Below are 16,364 nucleotides of genomic sequence, written 5' to 3'. Positions count from 1 at the left end.
TCGGCATAATTAATAAAGGTTAACAAAGGCCTGCGTGCAGAATTTTACATCTGGATAACAACGATCTTTGTGGCATCTGCGCCACATCGGATCGGGTTCGGTGGCTTTTGGGGCGACCTCCTTGCAACAGTAAGCGGCAAAAATGGTTAACGCTCTGTCAATCATGTTAGGGTTGATTGCATGCTGCGTGCGAGCCTGATCTTTTCATGCCGAATAACAAAATGGGGTCGCAGATGATTGATTCAGGACGGTTTAATCCGACCAGGGATGAAGCTGAGGCTGCATCCGAAGACGATTTCGCAGGCAGCGCCGAACTTCCGTCGCTTGCCGCTACGGAAACAGGGCCAGAACCGGGACTGGAACGGGCGTTCCGCCAGTCCACTTTGTTCGACCTGGGGCAGATCGACGTCCACTGGGACGAGGATCTTTCGACGCTCTGGGCGTTCATGACGCCGCTGGAACGGCCCAACAGCAATATGGGCCTGATTCGCGATACCATGGCCTGGCAGCGTGAAAGCAAGCGCGCGTTCGACGGCAAGCAGGCCAGCGACGGGAGCGGCCTGCTCAAATTCATGGTGCTGGGATCGCGCTTTCCCGGCGTGTTCAATCTGGGCGGCGATCTGGAGATGTTCGCCGAGTGCATCCAGCGCCGCGACCGCGCCACGCTGCTGAAATATGGCATCGCCTGCTGCGAGATCGTCGATCGCATCTGGCATTGCAACGACATGAATATCATCAATATCGGCCTGGCCCAGGGCGATGCGCTGGGCGGCGGGCTGGAAGCGTTGATGTGCTTCGACGTCATCATCGCCGAACGCCAAGCCCGCTTCGGCCTGCCTGAAGTGCTGTTCGGCCTCTTCCCCGGCATGGGCGCCTATTCCATCCTGTCCCGCCGGGTCGGCCCGGTTCTCGCGCGGCAGATGTTGACGGATGGTCGCATCTACACTGCTGAGGAAATGTACGACATGGGTATCGTCACCCAGGTCGTCGAAACCGGCGAAGGCGAAGCCGCGACCGCGCAATGGATCAAGGATCATGCATCGCACCATGCCGGCTATGTCGGCATCAACCGTGCCGGGCGCCGGGTCAATCCGATGACGCTGGAAGAACTGGTCGACATTGTCGAAACCTGGACCGACACCGCGCTGGCCCTGTCGGATCGCGACCTGCGCATGATGCGCCGCCTCGCCGCAGCGCAAACCCGTCTACGCGGGTAAGATGAGGACGCGCCGCTGCGCTCAGGCGCGGCGGCGGCGTTGCACCGGGTCGGGCCGTTCGCTGCCAGCCAGCGGCCCCGCCGCGATCAGTTCGGCGATCCGCTCGCGAGGCACCGGTCGGCTGAACAAATAGCCCTGAACATTGGTGAAGCCTGCCTCCCGCGCATGGACCAGTTGGTCCTGCGTCTCGATTCCCTCCGCCACCGTGTCCATGTTGAGGTCGCGCGCCAGATTGCCGATCGCGCGGACGATGGCGCGGTCCTCGGCATTGGCGCTGACCCCCGCCATGAAGCTCTGGTCGATCTTGAGCGTATCGAACCGGTAGGAGCGCAGATAAGACAAGGCGCTATAGCCGGTGCCGAAATCATCCAGCGCCAGCCGCAGCCCAATACGCTGCAATTCGCGCAATATGCTGTTGGTCTGCCCGCTATTGTCGAGGAAGATCGACTCGGTGACCTCCAGTTCCAGCCGGCGGGCAGGCAGGCCCGATTCCAGCAGCGCGGCGATGACGTTCCCCGGCAATTCGGCGCATTTGAGCGACGCCGGCGAAATGTTGATCGCGATGCGCACATCGCCCGGCCAGGCCACGGCAGTATTGCATGCTTCGCGCAGCACCCAACCGGTCATCGCCTCGATCATGCCCATGCTTTCCGAGATCGGGATGAATTCGGACGGCGGGATCGGCCCCAGCACCGGATGATCCCAGCGCAACAGCGCTTCGCAGGCATCGATATGCCCTGTCTCCAGGTCGACGATCGGCTGATAGAGCAATTTGAGCTCGCCGCCGTCCAGCGCACGGCGAAGCCCTGTTTCAATCTCGTGAATGCGGTTGAACCGTTCCTTGAGCGACCAGTTGAAGCTGGCGGCGCGATTGCGCCCTTCCCGCTTCGCTTCATACAGCGCCAGGTCGGCATGCTGCATCAGTTCGTCCATGTCGCGTCCGTCCTGCGGCGCGACCGCATAGCCGATCGAAGCAGTCACCTGGAGATGATTGTCGCTCAGGTCAAAACCATGGGCGAAATAGCCAATAATCTCCTGCGCCAGCGCCGCCGCCGTGACCCGGTCCATGTCGGGGCAGATGATGACGAATTCGTCGCCGCCAAAACGGGCAATCCGTCCCCGGCCCTGCACCACCTCGTTCAGCCGCTCCGCCACGCCGCGCAGCAACTGGTCGCCGACCATATGGCCCAGAGAGTCGTTGATTTCCTTGAACCGGTCGATGTCCATCCACAATATGGTGACGGCATCGTTCCGCTTCTGGTTGGCATCGAATATCTCACGCAGGCGCATCTGCATCGCCATGCGGTTTTCCAGCCCGGTCAGACTGTCGAATCGCGCCAGCCGCTCGAACTTCTCGGCCAGCAGCGACTTCTCGCGCTTGCCCACCAGCGCCTGCACGACGATGCGATGGATGGTTGAGCTGATTTCGGCCAGCCCCAGCACCATCATCACCATCGCCACCGACAGCACCCGATAGCCGGTCGACCCTTCCAGCCACAGGCCGGTCGCGGTCGGCAGCAATGTCAGGCAGACTTGGCCTATGGCGATCTGGACACGGCCCGCATTGCGGCCGGAAATGCCGCCGGCATAACCCGTCGCCATCGACACGCTGAGCATGTGGGTAACGGGATTGGAGGAGCCCAGCAGGGTGACGAAGCTCATCAGCCCCAGCAGGCCGGCATAGCCCCACGCCCCCAACTCATAGGCCAGTTCCCAACTGCGCGAGGCAACGGCTGTGCCGCGCACCAGTTGGCGATGGAAGAAGACAGCAGAAATGACACGCAACGTCGCGACGAGGCACAGCACAGCCACCACCAGCTGGATCGGGCCTGCCGCCGACAATGTGCTGATGACGATGCCGACGGCCACGCCCGTGACCGCGCCGATGGTCAGCGATCGGGGCGAAGCATAAAGCGATTCGACCAGGCTCCGCCGCACATCGGCGTCCTGCCCCGTGTCCTGCGCCCTGCGCTTTTCCAATAATGTTTTCAGCACGCGCAAATGGCGGGTCTCCGCTTCCCACTCGGGTCATCGCATTTTCCGTTTATTTTTCGGTTAACATTGTTGTTAGGCGTCACGCTCTTTACCTGCCTCCCAAACAGGAGTTTCCCCGCATGCATCCGCTCGATCGCCCCGTCTGGAACAGCCTGTCGAGCGGTTGGGCGGCACTGGCACAGGGCGATGAGCGTGCTCGCCGGCTCGATCCGCTACATGGCCCGTTCGGCGCAGTTGCGGACGACGCCCCCGACAGCCTTGCTGCTCTCGCCACACTGGTGCCGGCGGATGGCGAATTATGGATGATCGGACCTGACGCCCTGACCCCGCCACCCGGCGTCAGCGTCATCCGCACCGCCATGCTGGCGCAGATGGTTGCGCCATCCATTATCCCCGCAACCATGCCCCCGTCCGCCTGGGTGCCGCTGGACGAAAGCGACGCTGCGGATATGCTGGACCTGGCGCTGCTGACAAAACCCGGCCCGTTCCGGTCGCATACCCACAGGCTGGGCCGTTTCATCGGTGTACGGGAAGAAGGCCGACTGGTCGCCATGGCCGGCGAACGCATGCGCCTGCCCGGCTTTACCGAAGTCAGCGGCGTCTGCACCCATCCCGACTGGCGCGGCCGGGGGCTGGCCGGCGCGCTGATGCGGGTGGTGGCACAGGCGATGCTGGACCGGGGCGAAACGCCTTTCCTCCACGCCTATGCCGCCCATGATAAGACGATCGCCTTGTACCGCTCACTGGGGTTTGAAGTGCGGGCAGAGCTGCCGATGATGGTGGTTGCCCGCCCGAGTCAGTAGATTTTTTCGCCTTCCAGTCCCGCCAACCGGATCAGCGCCATACCGGCAGCTTTTACAACGCCGTCTTCTGGCGACCAGCGCTCGGCGAAGTGATGGCCGCTAGCGTCGCTTCGTTCGATCAGCCAACGCGCCCCGTCCGTGCCGGGTGGGCCGCAAGGGGGCGTGGCAGGCTCCAACAAGGCGGGATCGGCGTCGGCGAGCAAAGCAATAACCTCACCCTGATTCACCGTGCGACTTTTCCGATCTTTCACCTGCCCATAATCATAACCGCCTAGCCCGGAAAAGCGGATCATTTCGACACGTCCCTTGCCCTGACGCGGCACGGTTAGACGAATGATGATGGGGGCATGAAAGCTGCGCAACCATGTAAAACGCATGATTGTTGCGCCGTCCGGGCGCGGGATCAGAAACGACGGCTCCTGCGCACGGGCAAGAAGCGTTGCGTATGACGACAATATATCGTCGTCGATCAGGCTCACGGTGTGGATCTGATCCCCATAACGACAATCGTGCGTTGCGGTCTGCGTCGCGAAATAGTGCCGTAACGATGGCGCTGGCGTTACCGCCATTGGCGTGGCCGACAGTAGCAAAGCGATCGTCAGCGATATCATACATCCTCCTATAAGAGCGGGAAGATGTCAGCCAAGCCCGATGCAGGAAAGAAAAAAGGCCGGTGGATCGCTCCACCGGCCTCTTCATTCCGATATGGAAAGCAGGACTTAGAAGTCCATGCCGCCCATGCCGCCCATGCCGCCGCCGGGCATGCCGACCGGGGCCTTGTCGTCGGCGGGCAGTTCCGAAATGGCGGCTTCGGTGGTGATCAGCAGACCAGCGACCGAGGCAGCATTCTGGAGCGCGGTGCGCACGACCTTGGTCGGGTCGATAACGCCAGCGGCGACGAGGTTTTCATAGGTGTCGGTTGACGCGTTGAAGCCGAACGAGGTGTCGTCCTGATCGAGCAGCTTGCCCGAGACGACGGCGCCGTCCTGACCTGCGTTGCTGGCGATCTGGCGCACCAGAGCGGTCAGCGACTTACGGACGATGTCGATGCCGCGCGTCTGGTCGTCGTTGACGCCGGTGACGCCTTCGAGAACCTTGGTCGCGTACAGCAGAGCCGTACCGCCACCGGGGACGATGCCTTCTTCGACGGCTGCGCGCGTGGCGTGCAGGGCGTCGTCGACGCGGTCCTTGCGTTCCTTGACTTCGACTTCCGTCGCGCCGCCGACCTTGATGACGGCCACGCCGCCAGCCAGCTTCGCCAGACGTTCCTGAAGCTTTTCACGATCATAGTCGCTGGTCGTGTTTTCGATCTGCGAACGGATCTGCTCCGTGCGGCCCTTGATCGAGTCGGCTTCACCGGCGCCATCGACGATGGTGGTGTTGTCCTTGTCGATGGTGACGCGCTTGGCGGTGCCGAGCATGCCGAGCGTAACCGATTCCAGCTTGATGCCCAGGTCTTCCGAAATCACTTCGCCCTTGGTCAGGACGGCGATGTCTTCCAGCATGGCCTTGCGGCGGTCGCCGAAGCCGGGCGCCTTGACCGCAGCGACCTTCAGGCCACCGCGCAGCTTGTTGACGACCAGGGTCGCCAGCGCTTCGCCTTCGATGTCTTCCGCGATGATCAGCAGGGGACGACCCGACTGAACGACGGCTTCCAGAATGGGAAGGATCGACTGAAGGTTCGACAGCTTCTTTTCGTGGATCAGGATGTACGGATCAGCCAGCTCGACAGCCATCTTTTCCGGGTTGGTGATGAAGTAGGGCGACAGGTAGCCGCGGTCGAACTGCATGCCTTCCACGACGTCCAGTTCGAAGTCGAGACCCTTGGCCTCTTCCACGGTGATGACGCCTTCCTTGCCGACCTTTTCCATGGCTTCGGCGATCTTTTCGCCGACTTCACGGTCGCCGTTGGCGGAGATGATGCCGACCTGGGCAACTTCGGCCGAACCCGAAACCGGCTTCGAACGGGCCTGGATGTCCTCGACGACCTTGACGACAGCGAGGTCGATGCCGCGCTTCAGGTCCATCGGGTTCATGCCGGCGGCAACCGACTTCATGCCTTCGCGCACGATGGCCTGGGCCAGGACGGTTGCGGTGGTGGTGCCGTCACCGGCGATGTCGTTGGTCTTCGACGCCACTTCGCGCACCATCTGGGCGCCCATATTCTCGAACTTGTCCTTCAGTTCGATTTCCTTGGCGACCGAAACACCGTCCTTGGTGATGCGGGGCGCGCCGAAGCTCTTGTCGATGACGACGTTGCGGCCCTTCGGCCCCAAAGTCACCTTGACCGCGTCGGCCAGGATGTCGACGCCGCGCAGGATGCGCTCACGAGCGTCACGCGAAAACTTTACGTCCTTCGCTGCCATGATCTAATTCCTCTGTCTTGAGACTTGCAAAACTTGCGAAGTTCACACCGTCACAGGGCGCGAATTTTCGCCGAAAACTGGAATGGATACCGGGTTCGCAATTATGCGATGATGCCCAGCCCGTTGGCTTTAGCCAACAATGCCGAGCCGGTTGCCGTTAGGCAACGATACCCAGAATGTCCGATTCCTTCATGATGAGCAGGTCTTCACCGTCGACCTTGACTTCGGTGCCCGACCACTTGCCGAACAACACGCGATCGCCAGCCTTGACGTCCAGCGGGGTCACCTTGCCGTCTTCGGCCTTGCTGCCCGAACCCACGGAGACGATTTCGCCTTCCTGCGGCTTTTCCTTGGCGGTGTCGGGGATGATGATGCCACCGGCAGTCTTCGCTTCCGCTTCGATGCGGCGAACGAGAACGCGGTCATGCAACGGACGAAATGCCATGTTGATTGCCTTTCCCTTGGCGTAATTTGGGATGGGGCGCAGCGAATGGGAAAACGGAGTCGCGCTCCGAAATGCCCTTTCCGCCTGTCCTTCTCCCGATGAACCTGTCTTTGTTAGCACTCGCCGATCAGGAGTGCTAGCGGCATGCATATGGAAAAGTTGCTTCGCTGGTCAAGGGGACGGAACCGGAAAAATTTTCGGGCCTTCCCGTTCCGGGACCGACATCTTCAAGCTACTTGCCGCAGCAGATAGGCGCCCATGGCAATAGCGTCATCCCCGGCGCGACGGATTGCGCGGATATTGCGGCTATTCCTTATATATGTCGCTTCGGGAATCTTTGATGACAGGCGCATCGCTCGCGCGTGTCGCCGGTTGAAGGGGACACAAGCATAAGGAGAGGATGATGCCCTACACCACGATCCTGGCCGCCGTCGATGTCAACAGCCCGGACCTGGCCCATGCCGCCATTGCCGGCGCGGCCGAAATTGCTGGCACCACCGGCACCGTCCATATCCTCTATGTCCGCTATTATCTGCCCACCCGCTATTCCGAGTTGCTGGCGATCGACTTCGATGAGCGGGAAGAGGAGGAAGCGATGGCCGCCATGCAGGAATGGGCGGACGAAGCAGGGCTGGACCCGGCCCGCACCCAGATTTTCACCCGGCGCGGCCGTGTGCGGGACGAGGTGCTGATAGAAGCGGAGCGGCGCAAGGTAGACCTGATCCTCATCGGATCGCATCAACCGTCACTTTCGTCCAAACTGCTCGGCTCCAATGCGTCCGCCATCGTCCACCAATCGCCGATCAGCGTGCTGGTGGTGCGGACGGATGCGAATTAATCATCGATAGTTGAGAGGGGCTTGGTTGCGGGCGGCGGGGCCGCTTCCTACCTGCGGGCCATATCCACTTATCGGAGCCAGCCCGCATGACCGACACTTATACCCCGCCAAAAGTCTGGACCTGGGACAAGGAGGCTGGCGGCCCCTTCGCCAGCATCAACCGGCCGATCGCCGGCTCGACCCATGACAAGGATCTGCCGGTCGGCGATCATCCGCTCCAGCTCTATTCGCTCGCCACGCCCAATGGGCAGAAGGTGACGATCTTGCTGGAAGAATTGCTGGAAGCGGGCGTGTCCGCCGCCGAGTACGACGCCTGGCTGATCCGCATCGGCGATGGCGACCAGTTCGGCAGCGGTTTCGTCGACGTCAATCCCAACAGCAAGATCCCTGCCCTGCTCGACCGCAGCGTATCGCCGCCGCAGCGGGTGTTCGAATCCGGCTCGATCCTGCTCTATCTGGCGGAGAAATTCGGCAAGTTCCTGCCGACCGACCCGGCTGGCCGCACCGAGGCGCTGAACTGGCTGTTCTGGCAAATGGGCGCAGGCCCGCTGCTGGGCGGCGGTTTCGGCCATTTCTTCGCCTATGCGCCGGAGAAATACGAATATCCGATCAACCGCTATACGATGGAAGTGAAGCGGCAGCTGGACCTGTTGGACAAGCGTCTGGCGAACAATGAGTATGTGGCGGGTGCGGAATATACGATCGCCGATATTGCGATCTGGCCCTGGTATGGCGGCGTCGTGCTGGGCCGGGCCTATGGCGCGGCGGAGTTTCTGGACGCCGGCAGCTACACCAACCTGCTGCGCTGGGCCAGGCAGATCGACGCCCGCCCCGCAGTGAAGCGCGGCCGCATGGTCAACAAGGCGAACGGGCCGCTGGAAGAGCAACTGCACGAACGGCACGCCGCGAGCGACTTCGAGACGAAGACGCAGGACAAGCTGGAAGGCACGGCTTAAAATCTGAATTCCCCCTCCCGCTTGCGGAAGGGGGCTAGGGGGTGGGCTGGACGTCGCGATTGCCCACCCCGCTGCGACTAACGCGCTGCGCGCGCAAGTCTCGCTGCCCCTCCCGCAAGCGGGAGGGGAATTGGAAGAGCTTCAATAGCCCACCGTGAACCGCGCCTTGCTATGCTGCGGCTGTTCGATCTCATCGACCAGCGCGATGGCATAGTCGGCGTAGGAGATGCTGCTGTTGCCATCCGCATCGACCAGCAATGCGTCCTTGCCGAGGCGGAAACTGCCCTTGCGGTCGCCAACGAAGAAATAGGCGGACGGCGAGAGGAAGGTCCAGTCGATGTCGTCCACGCCGCGCAGATAGGTCAGGAAATCCGCGCCCCTCCCCGCTTCGGCCTTGTACGCTTCGGGAAATTCCGGGGTGGTGATGAGCGCCACGCCCGGCGCGACCTCCAGGCTGCCGGCGCCGCCGACCACCAGATAGCGGGGCACACCGGAATCGCGTACCGCGCCGACCAGCGAGGCCGGATCGGTGTCGGAGAACATCACCGCGCTGACCACCACATCATGGCCCTTGATCGCTTCGACCAGCGCGCCGGGGTGCTGGACATCACCGGCAACCGCCGTCACCCCATCAACCTTGACCGCATTTTCGGGATGGCGCGAAATGGCCGTCACCTGATGCCCGCGCCGCGCCAGTTCCGCGCTGATTTCCGTGCCAGCGCGGCCGGTGCCGCCGATGATCGCTACTTTCATGCTTCCAATCTCCATATGGTGGTTACTGATGGAAACCAGATAGCGATTGCGATATCATGGTCGCAAGAAGGCACTTTGCTATCACCAGGTTACGCCAAGGAAACCACTATGGATTTGCCCCAGCCGCCCCGCATAGGCGACGCCTATAATCCCGACTGCCCGACCCGCCATGTGCTGGACCGGATCGGCGACAAATGGGCGGTGCTGGTGATGCTGACGCTCAAGGACGGGCCGGTACGCTTCAACGACCTGCGGCGGCGGATTGGGGCGATTTCGCAGAAGATGCTGTCGCAGACGTTGAAGAGCCTGGAGCGCGACGGTCTGGTCAGCCGGGCCGCCTTCCCCACCGTGCCGGTGACGGTGGAATATCGGCTGACGCCGCTGGCCGGCGGGCTGATCGGTATATTGGACCAGATCACCCATTGGGCCGAAAGTCATGTCGGCGATATCATGGCGGCGCGCCGCGCCCATGATGCGGACGCGGCCCTCGCCGCTTAAATTACCCCGCCGCCTTCACGATCTCGGCCCACTCCGTTTCGCTGATCACCTTGATCTCCAGCGCGGCGGCCTGCTTCAGCTTGCTGCCCGCGCCGGGACCAGCCACGACCAGATCGGTCTTGGCGCTGACCGATCCCGCCGCCTTCGCGCCCAGCCGTTCGGCCTGTGCCTTCGCCTCGTCGCGGCTCATCGTCTCCAGCTTGCCGGTGAAGACGACGATCTTGCCGGTCACGGCGCTGGCGGTGGTTTCGACTACATAATCGGGCGGCGACACTTCGCGCAGCAAGTCTTCCCACGCCTCCACATTATGCGGTTCGTGGAAGAAATCGGCCAGCGCATGGCCGACCGCGCTCCCGACATTTTCGACGCCGATATGTTCGGCGATCGCCTTGTCGCGCTTGGCCTGCGTCTCCGCAGGATCGGCGGCGGCGCGCAGGGCGATAATCTCTTCACCGATCACACGGATCGCCGGCAGCGCGGTATAGCGCTTGAGCAGATCCCGCGCCGTCACCGCCCCGACATGGCGGATGCCAAGGCCGAAGAGCAGCTTTGCGGCATCGGGGGCCCGCTTCGCCTCGATCGCGGCGAGCAGATTGTCGACCGACTTTTCCTTCCACCCTTCGCGGCCGATCAGGTCGGGTCGATGCTTTTTCAGGCGGAAGATGTCGGCCGGTTCGGCGATCCAGCCCAGGTCGATAAATTCCTGAATGGACTTCTCCCCCAGCCCCTCGATATCCAGCGCCGCACGGCTGACGAAATGGCGCAGCCGCTCGAACCGCTGGGCCGGACAGATGAGACCGCCGGTACAGCGAAAATCGACTTCCTCCTCCTCGCGCACCGCTTCGGACTGGCAGACGGGGCAATGGGTCGGGAACGGGAAGGGTTCGCGCGCTTCGTCACGAGTCAGATTTTCGACCACCTGCGGGATGACGTCGCCCGCGCGCTGCACGACGATGCGGTCGCCGGGGCGCACGCCCAGCCGCGCAATCTCGTCGGCATTGTGGAGCGTCACGTTAGAGACGACGACGCCGCCCACGGTCACGGGCGTCAGGCGACCCACCGGGGTCAGCTTGCCGGTGCGGCCGACCTGAATGTCGATGGCTTCCAGCGTGGTCTGCGCCCGTTCGGCCGGGAATTTATGGGCGATGGCCCAGCGCGGCGCCTTCGCCACGAAGCCCAACCGCTGCTGCCAGTCGAGCCGGTCGACCTTGTAGACGACACCATCAATATCGAAGGGCAGTTCGGCGCGCGCCGCCTCGATCCCGCGATAATGGGCGATCAGCGCGTCGAGACTATCGACGCAGGCCAGCATGTCCGACACCGGCAGGCCCCAGCTTGCGATCGCCTGCATGACGCCCAGTTGTGTGTCGGCGGGCACTGCACTGTGCGCGCCCCAGCCATGGGCCAGGAAACACAGCGGCCGGGCAGCGGTGACGGTGGCGTCCTTCTGGCGCAGCGATCCGGCGGCGGCATTGCGCGGATTGGCGAACTGGCGCGCCCTTTCAGGGTCGTCCGCCTCGGCCAGCAGGCGTTGATTGAGCGCCACGAAATCGCCCTTGGCCATATAGACTTCGCCGCGCACCTCGAACAGGTCGGGGATGTTCGGGCCGGCCAGTTGCTGCGGAATATCGGGAATCGTGCGGACATTGGCGGTGACATCCTCCCCCGTCGTCCCGTCCCCGCGCGTGGCGGCCAGCACCAAAGCGCCCTTTTCATAGCGTAGCGAGCAAGACAGGCCGTCAATCTTCGGCTCGGCGGTCAGCGCCAGCGGTGCATCGTCGGGCAGAGCAAGAAAGCGGCGGACGCGGGCCAGAAATTCTCCGATATCCTCGTCCGAAAAACCATTGTCCAGGCTCATCATGCGGACGGCATGGGGCACTTTCTTCAGCGCCGATGTGGCGACGGCGCCCACCTGTGCATTGGGAGAATCGGCGCGGATCAGGTGCGGAAAGGCCGCCTCCAGCGCATTATTTTCGCGGATCAGCGCGTCATAGTCTGCGTCGCTGATCTCTGGCGCGTCCTGATCATGATAGAGGCGGTTATGCTTGGCCACCTCCTTCGCAAGGCGCATCAGGCGGTTGGCGGCGTCGGCTTCGGTGAGGGTCGCGGGGTCGGTCATAAAAGCGTCCATAACCTCCTCCGTTCGTCCTGAGTAGCCATTGAGCGAAGCCGAATTGAGCAGGTGAACCATCCCCCGGATGGTTCAGGATTGTCCGGGGGACAATCCGACCTGCTCAACGTATCGAAGGATCGCGCGTTACACCGGATGCTTCGATACGGGTCTTCGACTTCGCTCAGGCCCTACTCAGCACGAACGGCGAATAATTATATGCCCGCCACCGGTACCGTTTCGAAATGCTGCGGGAAGCCGGCGATGATCGGCCGCGCCTTGGCGATCGCAGCACGCACGGCTGGGAGTTTGAGCGAAGCGGCATGGCTTTCGCGGCTGTCCCAGATTTCGGTGATCCAGATCGCGTCCGTATTGGTAGTGTCCAGCGCCACCACATAGGACAGGCAACCGGGCATCCCGCCAGTCGCCGCCGTCAGGATCGCGACCAGTTCGTCGCGCTTGCCGGGTTGGCTCAGCATCTGGCCGATCAGGCCATAGCGGGGTTTGGCCTCCTGCCCGGCGGCGGGCATCGCACTGGCGGCGATCGCGGCGGCGGTCAGGCCAAGCATGTCTCTGCGGTTATGAGTCATATGCTACCCCTCCTCCATGCTGTTCCCCGGCGAAGTTGATGGGAGGCACGTGACTCCCATCAACTTCGCCGGGGAACGGCTACACCCGTTCCAGCAGTCTCTCCGCCTGCGCGCGCGCTTCCGCCGTGATTTCCGCGCCGGACAGCATCCGCGCAATTTCCTCGCGACGCTCAGCATCGCTCAGCGCATGGACGCCGGTGCGCGTCACGGTCCCGTCACTCGACTTGGCGATCAGCATATGGCCCGCGCCCCGCGCCGCGACCTGCGGGCTGTGGGTGACGACCAATATCTGGTTGCTCTGCGCCAGCCGCGCCAGTCGCTCGCCGATCGCATCGGCCACTGCGCCGCCGACGCCCCGGTCGATCTCGTCGAAAATCAAAGTGTCCGCCCCGCCCCGCTCGGCCAGCGCGACCTTGAGCGCCAGGATGAAGCGCGACAATTCACCGCCCGACGCGATCTTCGCCAGCGGCGCGAAGGGCGCGCCGGGGTTGGTCGAGATTTCGAACTCCACCCGGTCCATGCCCTGCCCGCTCCACTGGCCCTCGTCCAGCTGCGCCACCACGGTACGGAACCGCGCGGCGTCCAGCTTCAACGGCGCCAGTTCGCCAGCCACCGCAGCGTCGAGGCGCCCGGCGGCCAGTTGCCGCTCGGCCGACAGCGTCTGCGCCGCCGCGCGATAGGCGTCGGCCTTGCCCGCCACATCCTTTTCCAGCGCGGCGATATGCTCTTCCCCGCCCTCGATCGCGGCCAACTTCGCCGCCATCTCGTCGCGCAGGGCGGCCAGATCGTCGGGCTGCACCTGATGCTTGCGGGCCAGACCGCGCAGGTCGAACAGGCGGGTTTCGATCGAATCGAGCCGGGCGGGATCGAAACTCAGCGCCTCGGCGGCTTCGGCCAGCCGATCCTCCGCCTCGCCCGCTTCGACGACCGCACGATCCAGCGCCTCAAGCACGGCGCCCAGCAGCGGCTCTTCGCCCGCAATCCGGTCGAGCCGGCGCGCCGCCTGCCGCAACTGGGCCAGACCACCATCGGAGCCGGTCAGGCAATCGTTCACGGCGCTCAAATCATCGGTCAGCCGCGCGCCCTTCTGCATGGTCGCGCGCTCTTCTGCGAGGGTCGCTTCCTCGCCCGGTTCGGGCGCGAATTTGCGCAATTCCTCGACCGCATGGGTCAGATAATCACGGTCGCGCGCGGCATTGTCCACCGTCTCGCGCGCGTCGGCCAGCGCGTTGGCGGCGGCGCGCCAGCCCGCATGAGCGGTGGCGACTGCGCCTGCATCGCAACGGCCATAGCTGTCGAGCAACGCCCGATGGCCGCGCGGGTTGAGCAGGCCGCGATCGTCATGCTGTCCGTGGATCTCGACCAGCGATCCGCCAATGTCGCGCAGCAGCGCGGCCGAACAGGGCTGATCGTTGACGAAGGCGCGGCTGCCGCCATCGGCCTTCACCAGACGGCGGATCAACAGCGGCTCGCCCGGTTCCATGTCGATGCCATTGTCAGCGAGCAGCAGGGCGACGCGGGTGGAGGCAGCGGGCGGCTCGAAGGCCGCGACGACGCTCGCCTGCGCCTCACCGTTACGGACCAGACCGCTATCGGCGCGCGCACCCAGCGCCAGGCCCAGCGAGTCGAGCAGGATCGATTTGCCCGCGCCGGTTTCACCTGTCAGCACGGACAGGCCGGCGCCGAACTCCAGGTCCAGCGCTTCGATCAGCACGACATTGCGGATGGCGAGCGAGGTTAGCAGCGCGATAACTCCCCCCTCCCTTTCAAGGGAGGGGTCAGGGGGTGGGTGCGCCGCGCCAGCGGCGCCTGCAACGGCGAGGTTGGACGCTCGCTTCGCTCGCGACCCACCCCAACCCCTCCCTTGAAAGGGAGGGGCTAAAAAACGTTAAGCCTTGCCGCCATGTTGCTGCATCAGCTTGTAGCTGCGTTCATACCATTTGGTGCCGGGATAGTTGCGACCCAGCACGGCGGCGGCCTTCTGCGCTTCGGCGGGAATGCCGAGCGAGAGATAGGATTCGACCAGACGCTCCAGCGCTTCAGGCGTGTGGGTCGTGGTCTGATATTTGTCCACCACCGAACGGAAGCGCAACGTGGCGGCGAGCCACTGGCCACGGCGCTGGTAGAAACGGCCGACTTCCATTTCCTTGCCGGCCAGATGGTCGTTGACCAGATCGACCTTCAACCGCGCGTCGGCGGCGTAGCGGGTGTCGGGATAACGGCGGATCAGTTCGCCCAGCGCATCCAGCCCCTGCTGCGTGATCTTCTGGTCGCGGGTGACGTCGGCAATCTGCTCATAATAGCAGAGCGCGATCAGATAATAAGCGTAGGGCGCGTCCTTGTTGCCGGTATGGATCGACAGGAAACGCTGCGATGCGGCGATGGACTCATTATAGTCCTGATTCATATAATAGCTGAACGCGGACATGAGCTGCGCCCGGCGCGCCCAGGGCGAATAAGGATGCTGGCGCTCCACCTCGTCGAACAGGGCAGCGGCGAGCTTGTACTGACCACGATCGAGCCGATCCTTACCGCTGTTATACAGGGTCGACACGTCGCGGGCGACATATTGGGTGTCGGCCTTGTTCTTCGATGTGGAGCAGCCGGTGAGCACGGGCGAGGCGATCAGGACCAGGGCGGTGGCCGCGCCGATGCGCGTCAGGGTTTTCGTCAGCATGGCCGGGTCATAGCCGAGCGGATCGCCGTCGCCAAGCGGCAGAATGCGCCTTCGTCAACAGGCTGACGCAGCGGGCAGATCAAGCCGGGCGATCGCACCACCCTGCGCTCTTGCGGTAAGGGCGAAACGCCCGCCCAACTGGGCCGCAAGCGCATGGGCGATGCGCAGGCCGAGCGACTGGCCTGCATCGCCGCCGGGCGCCAGACCATGCCCGTCGTCGGCCACTTCCAGCGCCAGCGCACCATCCGCCGCCTCCAGACTGACATGGATATGGCCGGCGCGATCGGGCAGGCCATGTTCGATCGCATTGCTGACCGATTCCGCCACGACCAGCGCCAGCGGCACGGTGATATTGGGGTCCAGCCGCAGACCGGCCGGCGCCGTCACGGTCAGGGCGACGTCCTGCCGCCCGCTGGCATCCATGATATCAGCGGTCAGCATCGACAGAAAACCGTGCATGTCCTGCCCCGCCCCCGACGGATCATAAAGTGTCCGGCTGATCCGCCCGACCAGCCCCACCCGCTCGGACGCATCATCCAGCGCGCGACGGGCGACGTCATGATCGACATGGCGGCGCTGGAGCGCGAGCATCGCCGCGACCACCTGCAAATTATTGGACACGCGATGCTGCAATTCCTGAAACAGCAGTTCACGATGATCGGCCAGCGTCCGGCTGCGTTCCCGCTCCACCGCCAGGTTGAAATTGGCGCGCTGCATGAAGTGAATGAGCGCGATATCGACCGCCACGACCCCGCTGTAGAACAGCATCGCCACGACCACCGCAGGGTTGATCGCAAAGCCGTTATGCGGCGGAATGAACACATACCAGGAGATTATCCCGCACAGCAGGCCGGCGAAGATGCCGGGCCGCACGCCAAACAGGAAAGAGGAGAGGATGACGGCGGGAAAGAAGGTAACGAACGGATAGCCGACCGGCAGCAAAGGGTCCGCCGCTACGCGCAGCAGCAGCGCCGAGACGCAGAAGATGCTCGTCAGCACATAGGCGTAGAGCGGCCGGTCGAGCACAAGCGGCAGGCGTTCGACAAAGCGCTCATTCCTTCGCTGCACCACGCCCCCCCCATCAGACCATCGTTACACTATCAGAAGTTTGCCCTG

Annotated in this window: 15 protein-coding genes; 5 read left to right on the top strand and 10 right to left on the bottom strand. The window is 63.5% G+C overall.

Annotated elements, in window-relative coordinates; translation table 11 throughout:
* Positions 1–233: 233 nt before the first annotated feature.
* Positions 234–1,217, top strand: a complete 984-nt coding sequence (locus RQH62_RS17950; protein WP_311270092.1) for a crotonase/enoyl-CoA hydratase family protein — start codon at positions 234–236, stop codon at positions 1,215–1,217.
* Positions 1,218–1,238: 21 nt separating this feature from the next.
* Here RQH62_RS17950 and RQH62_RS17945 read toward each other — a convergent pair whose 3' ends face one another.
* Entirely contained in the window at positions 1,239–3,218 is a 1,980-nt protein-coding gene (locus RQH62_RS17945; protein WP_311270091.1) for an EAL domain-containing protein, read from the bottom strand.
* A 113-nt stretch (positions 3,219–3,331) separates the two neighbouring features.
* Here RQH62_RS17945 and RQH62_RS17940 point away from each other — a divergent pair, with 113 nt between their 5' ends.
* Positions 3,332–4,015 (top strand): GNAT family N-acetyltransferase, encoded by a 684-nt coding sequence (locus RQH62_RS17940; RefSeq protein ID WP_311270090.1) that lies wholly within the window; start codon positions 3,332–3,334, stop codon positions 4,013–4,015.
* On the opposite strand, the gene RQH62_RS17935 is transcribed toward RQH62_RS17940, so the two are convergent.
* From RQH62_RS17935 to groES, 3 genes are all read right to left on the bottom strand, one after another.
* Entirely contained in the window at positions 4,009–4,626 is a 618-nt protein-coding gene (locus RQH62_RS17935) for a hypothetical protein (RefSeq protein ID WP_311270089.1), read from the bottom strand. The two genes, RQH62_RS17940 and RQH62_RS17935, sit on opposite strands and share 7 nt — an antisense overlap.
* A gap of 108 nt (positions 4,627–4,734) precedes the next feature.
* A complete protein-coding gene (groL, locus tag RQH62_RS17930; protein ID WP_311270088.1) occupies positions 4,735–6,381 on the bottom strand; it encodes a chaperonin GroEL in 1,647 nt (548 codons plus the stop codon).
* A 157-nt stretch (positions 6,382–6,538) separates the two neighbouring features.
* Positions 6,539–6,826: a co-chaperone GroES gene (groES, locus tag RQH62_RS17925; RefSeq protein WP_004211301.1), complete on the bottom strand. Its 288-nt coding sequence runs from the start codon at positions 6,824–6,826 to the stop codon at positions 6,539–6,541.
* A gap of 403 nt (positions 6,827–7,229) precedes the next feature.
* Here groES and RQH62_RS17920 point away from each other — a divergent pair, with 403 nt between their 5' ends.
* Both RQH62_RS17920 and yghU read left to right on the top strand, forming a co-directional pair.
* Positions 7,230–7,664, top strand: a complete 435-nt coding sequence (locus RQH62_RS17920) for a universal stress protein (protein WP_311270134.1) — start codon at positions 7,230–7,232, stop codon at positions 7,662–7,664.
* Positions 7,665–7,750: 86 nt separating this feature from the next.
* Positions 7,751–8,620 carry a glutathione-dependent disulfide-bond oxidoreductase gene (gene yghU, locus RQH62_RS17915; protein ID WP_311270087.1) on the top strand — a complete coding sequence of 290 codons (870 nt, stop codon included), beginning with the start codon at positions 7,751–7,753 and terminating at the stop codon, positions 8,618–8,620.
* Between the two features lie 141 nt (positions 8,621–8,761).
* Here the strand turns inward: yghU and RQH62_RS17910 are convergent, their stop codons facing one another.
* The gene (locus tag RQH62_RS17910; RefSeq protein ID WP_311270086.1) at positions 8,762–9,373 is read right to left on the bottom strand and encodes an NAD(P)-dependent oxidoreductase; all 612 of its coding nucleotides are present in this window, start codon (positions 9,371–9,373) and stop codon (positions 8,762–8,764) included.
* A 108-nt stretch (positions 9,374–9,481) separates the two neighbouring features.
* Here RQH62_RS17910 and RQH62_RS17905 point away from each other — a divergent pair, with 108 nt between their 5' ends.
* Positions 9,482–9,871, top strand: a complete 390-nt coding sequence (locus tag RQH62_RS17905) for a helix-turn-helix domain-containing protein (protein ID WP_311270085.1) — start codon at positions 9,482–9,484, stop codon at positions 9,869–9,871.
* A 1-nt stretch (position 9,872) separates the two neighbouring features.
* Here the strand turns inward: RQH62_RS17905 and ligA are convergent, their stop codons facing one another.
* The 5 genes from ligA to RQH62_RS17880 form a co-directional block, all read right to left on the bottom strand.
* A complete protein-coding gene (gene ligA / locus RQH62_RS17900) occupies positions 9,873–11,990 on the bottom strand; it encodes an NAD-dependent DNA ligase LigA (RefSeq protein WP_311270084.1) in 2,118 nt (705 codons plus the stop codon).
* A 206-nt stretch (positions 11,991–12,196) separates the two neighbouring features.
* Positions 12,197–12,571 carry a putative quinol monooxygenase gene (locus RQH62_RS17895; protein ID WP_311270083.1) on the bottom strand — a complete coding sequence of 125 codons (375 nt, stop codon included), beginning with the start codon at positions 12,569–12,571 and terminating at the stop codon, positions 12,197–12,199.
* 79 nt (positions 12,572–12,650) lie between these two features.
* Entirely contained in the window at positions 12,651–14,315 is a 1,665-nt protein-coding gene (recN, locus tag RQH62_RS17890) for a DNA repair protein RecN (RefSeq protein ID WP_311270133.1), read from the bottom strand.
* 144 nt (positions 14,316–14,459) lie between these two features.
* Positions 14,460–15,248, bottom strand: a complete 789-nt coding sequence (locus RQH62_RS17885; RefSeq protein WP_311270082.1) for an outer membrane protein assembly factor BamD — start codon at positions 15,246–15,248, stop codon at positions 14,460–14,462.
* Between the two features lie 54 nt (positions 15,249–15,302).
* A complete protein-coding gene (locus RQH62_RS17880; RefSeq protein ID WP_311270081.1) occupies positions 15,303–16,316 on the bottom strand; it encodes a histidine kinase dimerization/phosphoacceptor domain -containing protein in 1,014 nt (337 codons plus the stop codon).
* Positions 16,317–16,364 lie beyond the last annotated feature (48 nt).

The sequence above is a fragment of the Sphingobium sp. WCS2017Hpa-17 genome (assembly GCF_031843765.1).
GTDB lineage: Bacteria > Pseudomonadota > Alphaproteobacteria > Sphingomonadales > Sphingomonadaceae > Sphingobium.
Note: the sequence above shows the minus strand (reverse complement) of the source record. Positions and strands in the feature narration are given on the sequence as shown.

What these genes read in the sequence shown, in the direction of transcription:
- RQH62_RS17905 (WP_311270085.1), top strand. Translation starts at nt 9,482, where the DNA reads ATGGATTTGCCCCAGCCGCCCCGCATAGGCGACGCCTATAATCCCGAC.
- RQH62_RS17935 (WP_311270089.1), bottom strand. Translation starts at nt 4,626, where the DNA reads ATGATATCGCTGACGATCGCTTTGCTACTGTCGGCCACGCCAATGGCG.
- RQH62_RS17940 (WP_311270090.1), top strand. Translation starts at nt 3,332, where the DNA reads ATGCATCCGCTCGATCGCCCCGTCTGGAACAGCCTGTCGAGCGGTTGG.
- RQH62_RS17920 (WP_311270134.1), top strand. Translation starts at nt 7,230, where the DNA reads ATGCCCTACACCACGATCCTGGCCGCCGTCGATGTCAACAGCCCGGAC.
- RQH62_RS17950 (WP_311270092.1), top strand. Translation starts at nt 234, where the DNA reads ATGATTGATTCAGGACGGTTTAATCCGACCAGGGATGAAGCTGAGGCT.
- RQH62_RS17885 (WP_311270082.1), bottom strand. Translation starts at nt 15,248, where the DNA reads ATGCTGACGAAAACCCTGACGCGCATCGGCGCGGCCACCGCCCTGGTC.
- groES (WP_004211301.1), bottom strand. Translation starts at nt 6,826, where the DNA reads ATGGCATTTCGTCCGTTGCATGACCGCGTTCTCGTTCGCCGCATCGAA.
- RQH62_RS17910 (WP_311270086.1), bottom strand. Translation starts at nt 9,373, where the DNA reads ATGAAAGTAGCGATCATCGGCGGCACCGGCCGCGCTGGCACGGAAATC.
- ligA (WP_311270084.1), bottom strand. Translation starts at nt 11,990, where the DNA reads ATGACCGACCCCGCGACCCTCACCGAAGCCGACGCCGCCAACCGCCTG.
- yghU (WP_311270087.1), top strand. Translation starts at nt 7,751, where the DNA reads ATGACCGACACTTATACCCCGCCAAAAGTCTGGACCTGGGACAAGGAG.
- RQH62_RS17895 (WP_311270083.1), bottom strand. Translation starts at nt 12,571, where the DNA reads ATGACTCATAACCGCAGAGACATGCTTGGCCTGACCGCCGCCGCGATC.
- groL (WP_311270088.1), bottom strand. Translation starts at nt 6,381, where the DNA reads ATGGCAGCGAAGGACGTAAAGTTTTCGCGTGACGCTCGTGAGCGCATC.